At 60.9% G+C, this 4,345-nt stretch carries 4 protein-coding genes; 3 read left to right on the top strand and 1 reads right to left on the bottom strand.

Features of this window, described 5'->3' with window-relative positions; all coding sequences use genetic code 11:
* The 3 genes from EOA60_RS20685 to EOA60_RS20675 all read left to right on the top strand — a co-directional run.
* Positions 1 to 225 (top strand): L,D-transpeptidase (locus EOA60_RS20685; RefSeq protein ID WP_164899430.1); only part of this gene is annotated, 225 nt, incomplete at its 5' end.
* A gap of 249 nt (positions 226 to 474) precedes the next feature.
* Positions 475 to 2,112, top strand: a complete 1,638-nt coding sequence (locus tag EOA60_RS20680; RefSeq protein WP_082953678.1) for a CTP synthase — start codon at positions 475 to 477, stop codon at positions 2,110 to 2,112.
* Between the two features lie 17 nt (positions 2,113 to 2,129).
* A complete protein-coding gene (locus EOA60_RS20675) occupies positions 2,130 to 2,669 on the top strand; it encodes a DUF1697 domain-containing protein (RefSeq protein ID WP_095825379.1) in 540 nt (179 codons plus the stop codon).
* Between the two features lie 571 nt (positions 2,670 to 3,240).
* On the opposite strand, the gene EOA60_RS20670 is transcribed toward EOA60_RS20675, so the two are convergent.
* Positions 3,241 to 4,345: serine hydrolase domain-containing protein (locus tag EOA60_RS20670; RefSeq protein ID WP_164899429.1), on the bottom strand; the 1,105-nt coding region annotated here is incomplete at its 5' end.

Raw genomic sequence — 4,345 nt, 5'->3', positions numbered from 1 at the left:
GGCCAGTACAAGGACGGCATGCCCGGTGGCGGAGAAAACCCGCTCGGCGCGCGCGCCATCTACCTCTATGACGGCAAGAAGGACACGCATCTGCGCATCCACGGCACCATTGCACCGCAGTCGATAGGAACCAGCGCTTCCAACGGCTGCTTCCGCATGATCAACGAGCACGTCATGGATCTCTACAGCCGCGTCAAGATCGGCACCAAGGTCGTTATTATCTAACGCGTTGAAGCAAACTGCCGAAAGGGCCGGCACCACCGGCCCTTTTTCTTTGATCAAAGCGCGTCGCGTTGAAAGACGCTGGTGCCGCGCTTTCGAGTTTCTGTTCTGATGCCTGCCGTTCTCCCAAAACCACTGCACAGTTTTGGGCGGCATGCTTCAGAGAAATGCCCGTCCGGACATAGCGCCATCTGGGAAAAAGCCTTCGCGGCGGTTTTTTCTCTGGCGGAATCAATCAGGCCGCGTTAAGCGATGACTCCCATGGCGCGATATGTATTCATCACAGGCGGCGTGGTTTCCTCACTCGGAAAAGGCATCGCTGCAGCAGCTCTTGGGGCTCTTCTGCAGGCGCGTGGCTATCGCGCGCGGATCAAGAAGCTCGATCCCTACCTCAATGTCGACCCCGGAACGATGTCGCCGTATCAGCATGGCGAAGTGTTCGTGACCGACGACGGCGCCGAGACCGATCTCGATCTCGGCCATTATGAGCGTTTTACCGGCCGCTCGGCCAACCAGCAGGACAACATCACCACCGGCCGCATCTACAAGAACATCATCGAGCGCGAGCGGCGTGGCGACTATCTCGGCGCGACCGTGCAGGTGATCCCGCACGTCACCGACGAGATCAAGCATTTCGTCCTTGAAGGCAATGACGATTACGACTTTGTGCTGTGCGAGATCGGCGGCACTGTCGGCGACATCGAGGCGATGCCGTTCCTAGAGGCGATTCGCCAGCTCGGCAACGACCTGCCGCGCAACAACGCGGTCTATGTGCATCTCACCCTGATGCCGTACATCCCTACCGCCGGCGAATTGAAGACCAAGCCGACGCAGCATTCTGTCAAGGAATTGCGCGGCATCGGCATCGCGCCCGACATCCTTCTGGTGCGCGCCGACCGGCCGATCCCCAAGGAAGAGCGCCGCAAGCTTTCGCTGTTCTGCAATGTGCGCGAGAGCGCCGTCATCCAGGCGCTCGACGTGCCGCACATCTACGACGTGCCGATGGCGTATCACAAGGAAGGGCTGGATTCCGAGGTGCTTGCAGCCTTCGGCATCGATCCGGCGCCGAAGCCGCGGATGGAGCCGTGGCAGGCGCTCTCCAGCCGCATCCACAATCCGGAAGGCGAGGTGACGATTGCCGTCGTCGGCAAATACACCGGCCTCAAGGACGCCTACAAATCGCTGATCGAGGCGCTGTCGCATGGCGGGCTTGCCAACCGCGTCAAGGTCAAGCTCGACTGGATCGAGAGCGAGATCTTCGAGAAGGAAGACCCGACGCCGTGGTTGGAGAAGGTGCACGGCATTCTCGTTCCCGGCGGTTTCGGCGAGCGCGGCTCCGAGGGCAAGATCCTGGCCGCGAAGTTCGCGCGCGAGCGCAAGGTGCCTTACTTCGGCATCTGCTTCGGCATGCAGATGGCCTGCATCGAGGCTGCGCGGTCGCTCGCCGGCGTCGAGCATGCCTCTTCCACCGAATTCGGCCCGACCGAGGAGCCGGTCGTCGGCCTGATGACGGAATGGCTGAAGGGCAACATGCTGGAGAAGCGCAGGGCTACCGGCGATCTCGGCGGCACCATGCGCCTCGGCGCTTATCAAGCCGACCTCGCCAAGGGGTCGAAGATCGCCGAGATCTACGGCGACACGCAGATCTCCGAGCGCCACCGGCACCGCTACGAGGTGAACATCGACTACAAGCAGCGGCTTGAGGATTGTGGCCTGGTCTTTGCCGGCATGTCGCCAGACGGGGTGCTGCCGGAGACGGTGGAATATCCCGACCATCCCTGGTTCATCGGCGTGCAGTACCACCCGGAACTGAAGAGCCGCCCGCTCGAACCGCACCCGCTGTTTGCAAGCTTCATCGAAGCGGCGGTGGAGCAGTCGCGGCTGGTTTAAACGATCGGCCGGCGACCATGCGAACTTACGTCGCGCTGCTCTACAGCATCATCCTGGGCGAGGGGCGGCGCGTTGTCATGTCCGACCTCAAGGCGATGGCCGAAGCCATCGGGCTGAAAAACGTCCGCACGCTGGTCGCCACGGGTAATCTGGTCTTCGAGGCGCGGACGGCCAGCGTTTCCGGTCTCGAACGGCGGCTGGAAAAGGCCTTCGAAGAGACTTTCGGCCGCCATGTCGATATCATCGTGCGCGACGCAGAAGACTGGCTGAAGCTTGCTGCCGCCAATCCGTTCCCGGACGAATCGGCAAAAGCCGGCGATCAGGTTGCGGTGCGGGTGATGCGCCGGCCGGCGCCTGAAGAAGCCGCAGCGGCTCTTACAGCCTATGCCGCCGCGGACGAGAAGGTGCTGTCGGTCGACGGCGATATTTGGGTCGTCTTTTCGCGCGAGCGGCCAAGCTCGCGGCTGCTCGCCGCAGCAAACCACAAGTGCATGGGGATCGGCACATCGCGCAACTGGAACACGGTGCGCAGACTGTCCGAGATGGTCGCCAAATAGGTTGAAATAAGGGTGGCTTTCGCCGCCCCGACTACTCAAGTCTCAACCCTCCGCGCCGGAGCAGGGCGAATCCGATTCCTCGATCGTTCACCGAAATCTGAGGCAGGCGACCGTTCCGATGAAAGGCCGCTGAGAAACACCTTCACGCAATCTGGAGATGATTCTCGTTTCGGGAAGCTGGCAAAACGGGGGATTTGATAAGATTTGCTGAAGTCTACATGTCAGGGGGCATCGTGAGTTTGTAAGTAAATCTCAGCCAGGCTTACAAGCGCCTAGCACGACACGGGCGTGGACTACACCGAAGAAGAACTGGGCTCGGCCGGGGTAGGGATGGCAAGCTTCTTTCGGACAGCACCTCAATGCGGGGGCGATAATCGCAATACCGTTCCAAGACAGCCAAGAGCTGGCCATACCGGCACGCGATTCCTGTTGCAACTCATCGGTTCATATTAGAGCGATGCCGGGAAAGCCCGACACAGAGTTCCGCCGTGCTTCAAACGAGGAGACGGAGCGGCTCACAACGGGTGAGCCGCTGCAAAATTGTCGAGCCGTCTCGGCTCTTATCGGGCATTCAGTGGGGGTTGGGCGGCGTATACGGCTGGCCAAGAGCCTCTGAAACCGCAACAAATACACGCGTTGCAGGCGAAGAGCAGACCGTGTCGCGTGGATCGTCGGTCAGCGTCGGCTCCGCCTTGCAATCGCCGGAAGCAATGTCGCTGTTGGTCTGGACCACGGCGGCTATGTCCGCACCTGCCTTGTAAAACAAGGTCGTGTTGTAGCCTGGCAGTTCGCCCGTATGGCCCACCCAGCCGCCGATGCAACCGACGCCGATCCCGTAGCCGGCCGCGCCCGGGAAGGTCAGCCGCTCCTTCTGCGCAGCTGCCCCCAGCAAGCCGTTCCCGGTGCCCAGTGCCCGAGCATAAACCAGCAAATCGTCGATATTGGAAATCAGTTCCCCTGCAGTCCATCCCCAGGATGGGTTCCAGTTCGTCGCGTTGCTTGGTGCATCCGGCTTGGCAAAATCCCCCTGCAGGGTAAAGCCCTGAGCATAGGGCACCGGCATATCCACCGAGTCACCCGGCCAGGACGTGTTCTTGAGCTTCAGCGGATCAAAGATCTGCTCCTTGAAAACCTCGCCGACGGTCTTTCCAGTAACCTGCTCCATGACCATGCCGAGCAGGATAGTGTTGGTGTTCGAATAGTTGAACGAGGCTCCGGGCTCGAAGAGAGGCGATTCAGCCACGCCGATGGCCACCAGCTCCTTGGGCGTGAAGATCGTTTGAGGCTTGGAGAACAAGACATCTTGGAATTTTGCACTTTGGGTATAGCTCGCAATGCCGCTGGTCATATCGGCGAGCTGGCGGAGCGTGATCCGATCGCCATTGGGGATGCCGGGTACGTATTTCTGGATCTTGTCGTCAAGCGACAGCTTCCCAGCTTCGGCCAGCTGCATGATCGCTGTGCCGGTGAATGTCTTGGTAACTGAACCGATGCGCGTGTGCATCCCCACAGCCATGGGTGTGCCGGCGGAAGGGTCGGCCTTGCCATACGCCGCCTTCCATATTCCGGAAGGTGTCACCACGCCGACGATGACACCCGGTGCCGCCGTCTTGGGCAGCGCGGATCGAACCGCAGCGTCAAGCTTCGCGCTGAGCTTCGAGGGCAGCGGCGTTGCC

The sequence above is a fragment of the Mesorhizobium sp. M1A.F.Ca.IN.020.06.1.1 genome (assembly GCF_004023265.1).
Lineage (GTDB): Bacteria > Pseudomonadota > Alphaproteobacteria > Rhizobiales > Rhizobiaceae > Mesorhizobium.
Note: the sequence above shows the minus strand (reverse complement) of the source record. Positions and strands in the feature narration are given on the sequence as shown.

What these genes read in the sequence shown, in the direction of transcription:
- EOA60_RS20680 (WP_082953678.1), top strand. Translation starts at nt 475, where the DNA reads ATGACTCCCATGGCGCGATATGTATTCATCACAGGCGGCGTGGTTTCC.
- EOA60_RS20675 (WP_095825379.1), top strand. Translation starts at nt 2,130, where the DNA reads ATGCGAACTTACGTCGCGCTGCTCTACAGCATCATCCTGGGCGAGGGG.